The organism is Micromonospora sp. D75, assembly GCF_018070405.1.
GTDB classification, from domain to species: Bacteria; Actinomycetota; Actinomycetes; order Mycobacteriales; family Micromonosporaceae; genus Micromonospora; species Micromonospora chalcea.
Genome location: NZ_JAGPXV010000705.1, coordinates 1 through 2,866, shown reverse-complemented (window position 1 = coordinate 2,866; position 2,866 = coordinate 1). Strand labels below are relative to the sequence as shown.

Annotated in this window: 4 protein-coding genes; 2 read left to right on the top strand and 2 right to left on the bottom strand. The window is 75.3% G+C overall.

Translation table 11 applies throughout. The features are described 5' to 3' along the window. Positions 1-47: 47 nt before the first annotated feature. Entirely contained in the window at positions 48-815 is a 768-nt protein-coding gene (locus tag KBX39_RS27920) for an enoyl-CoA hydratase/isomerase family protein (protein ID WP_210873370.1), read from the top strand. Positions 816-869: 54 nt separating this feature from the next. Here the strand turns inward: KBX39_RS27920 and KBX39_RS27915 are convergent, their stop codons facing one another. Further along, positions 870-1,421, bottom strand: a complete 552-nt coding sequence (locus KBX39_RS27915) for a peroxiredoxin-like family protein (protein WP_210873368.1) — start codon at positions 1,419-1,421, stop codon at positions 870-872. 69 nt (positions 1,422-1,490) lie between these two features. Here KBX39_RS27915 and KBX39_RS27910 point away from each other — a divergent pair, with 69 nt between their 5' ends. Continuing rightward, the gene (locus KBX39_RS27910) at positions 1,491-2,114 is read left to right on the top strand and encodes a TetR/AcrR family transcriptional regulator (protein WP_187693837.1); all 624 of its coding nucleotides are present in this window, start codon (positions 1,491-1,493) and stop codon (positions 2,112-2,114) included. Positions 2,115-2,189: 75 nt separating this feature from the next. On the opposite strand, the gene KBX39_RS27905 is transcribed toward KBX39_RS27910, so the two are convergent. Next, complete coding sequence (locus KBX39_RS27905; RefSeq protein ID WP_043327959.1) at positions 2,190-2,630, bottom strand: HNH endonuclease; 441 nt, start codon at positions 2,628-2,630, stop codon at positions 2,190-2,192. Positions 2,631-2,866: the final 236 nt, after the last annotated feature.

Genomic DNA, 2,866 nt, shown 5'->3' with positions numbered 1-2,866 from the left:
CCCCCCCCCGGGGGGGGCCGCCGGGCCCCGCCCGTTACGGTCGCACCATGTCCGACGCGGAACTCACGGTCAGGGTGGACGGCCCGGTGGCAACCGTGGTCATCCACAACCCGGCCCGGCGCAACGCCATGACCCCGGCCATGTGGCGGCAGCTCCCGGTGCTGCTCGACGGCCTGGAGGCCGACCCGGCGGTACGGGTGCTGGTGCTCACCGGCGCGGCCGGCACGTTCTGCGCCGGGGCCGACCTCGGCGACCTGGACGAGCTGCTGGCCGCCGGAGACGGCAGCATCGCGGTGGCCGCCGAGGAACGGCTCGCCGCGTTCGGCCGTCCCACTGTGGCCGCGATCGAGGGCGCCTGCGTGGGCGGCGGCTGCCAGCTCGCCGTCGCCTGCGATCTGCGGCTGGCCTCGGCGGAGGCCCGGTTCGGCGTACCCCCGGCCCGGCTCGGCCTGGTCTACCCGGCGCCGACCACGCGGCGGCTGGCCGCGCTCGTCGGTCCGTCCGCCGCCAAGCACCTGCTGTTCAGCAGCGAGCTGGTCGACGCCGAGCGGGCGTTGCGAATCGGCCTGGTGGACGAGGTGCTGCCGGCCGGGGAGCTGGCCGGGCGGGTGGCGGCGCTGACCGCCACCATCGCCGAGCGTTCCCGGCTCACGGTGGCCGCCGCGAAGGAGATGGTCGACGGGCGCGCCGACGCCGACCGGCTCGCGTGGTGGCACGGCCAGGTGCGGGACAGCGGCGAGGCCCGCGAGGGGGTGGCGGCCATGAACGAGCGCCGCCCGCCGCGCTTCGGCTGGACCCCGCCGACCGCCCACTGACCGCCGTTTGCCCGGCACCCCTCGGCGGGTACGTCCCGACCGGCGATCCAGCGGTCACCGCGCCGACCGGCTCCGGCTGACCTGGGCCAGCAGTTCGTCCACCGACCACTGGTCGGAGGCGTGTTCGCCGTACTTCTCGGCGAGCACCCGCCCGTCCGGCGCGATCAGGAAGTCGGCCGGCAGCCCGAACCGGCCGCCGTGCGGCGTAAGGGACGGCGACCGCTCCCGTCCGCGCAGGATGTGCCAGGTGCTGATCGCCACGCCGCGCAGGATCGGCAGCCAGGCGCGCGGGTCGAGCAGCGACCGCCGCGCCGACTCCACCCCGAACTCCCGGTAGAGCCGCCGGTCCGGATCGGCCACCACGGCGAACGGCAGGTCGGCGACGTGCTCGCGCAACTCGTCGGCGGGGGAGTGGAAGAGCACCACCTCGCGTACGCTCGCCGCCTCGATCTCGGCGTGCCGGCGGACGATCGAGCGCAGGTGGAGGTTGCAGACCGGGCAGCCGGCGAAGCGACGGAACTGGAGGTGGACCAGGCGGTCCGGGTCCGGCAGGGCGACCTGGGCACCGGTCACGCTGGTGAGATGGCGAGGGGTGACGACGTCCATGCGCGCTCCCGTTGTAGGCGTACGACGTACTCCTACAACCGTAGGCGTATCTTGTACGCTGTCAAGGCCATGCCCCGCCCCCGTTCCCTGACCCCGGCCCAGCTCGCCGACGCGGCGCTCGCGGTGCTCGACCGGGACGGCCTCGCCGGCCTCACCATGCGCGCGGTCGGCGCGCAGCTCGGCACCAGCACGATGGGCCTCTACCGCTACGTCGCCGACCGCGACGAGTTGGAAGCGCTCGTCGTCGAGCGGGTCCTCGAACCGGTCGACACCCGCCCGCCGCCCGACGTCCCGTGGGCGGACGGCATCCGGGACCTGGCCGAGCGGGTACGCCGCGCGGTCGGTCTCCACCCGGCAGTGGTGCCGTTGCTCCCCGCGTACCGGCACCGCTCGCCGACGATCCTGCGCTGGGGCGAGGCGGTGCTCGCGGTGCTGACCGGGGCCGGCTTCACCGGCACCGGACGGGTGATCGCGTTCCGCGCCCTGCTCGGCTACGTGGTCGGCGCGATCCAGATGGAACACCTCGGCGCGCTGGCCGGGCCCGGCACGGCTGTCATCGCGGCGCTGCCCCGCGACGAGTTCCCCCTGCTCGCCGCGACCGCGCGCGACGCCGGCGTGGTCGTACCGGAGGACGAGTTCGGCGGCGGGCTGGACCTCCTGCTCGACGGGCTGGCCCGGCGTCTCGACAGGTAGGCGTACTGGTGGGACCGGCGGGCGCGGCGCCGGGGCGTACCCCCGACACCGCCCCCTGTGCCCGCCGGCCGTCCGTCACCGCGCCAGCGCGGCCCAGCTCGGCGTCACCGGAGCCCGCCGCAGCGGCATGCCCGCCTCGGCCGGGGTCCGGTCACCCTTGCGCTGGTTGCACGCGTAGCAGGCGGCGGTGGTGTTCCCCCAGGTGTTCCGGCCACCGCGCGAGCGGGGCAGGACGTGGTCGATCGTGCTGGCCGCGCCGTCGCAGTAGGCGCACCGCCGCCGGTCGCGCGCCAGCACCCCGGCCCGGGACCAGGCCGGGCCGGCGCTGAACCGCCAGCGGGTCACCACGTACCGGACGAGGCGGACCACCCGCGGCAGCGGGAAGACGCCGATCACCCGGTCCGGCTCGGCCTCGTGGATCTCGGCGACCCGGCGGCAGAGCATCCGGATCGCGTGCTTGACGGTGACCCGGTGCAGCGGGCCGAGGTCGGCGTTTATGACGAGGACGGCGTCCACCGGGCTCTCCCTTCACGATCGGCGGTACGGCGACGAAAAAACCGCCCGGTCCACGGGACCGGGCGGCGACGACGGGGACGCGCGACGCGCGTCAGTCGTGCCCTCCGGGCCAGGGACCGTGTTCCCGGCAGCCGTCGCCGAGCAGCCACGACGTCATCGTGGTGGCGTATCGCAGCGACATCGACGGCTCCTGGAACGGTGGTTGACCTTGCGCGCTCACGGTAGATCGATTCGGG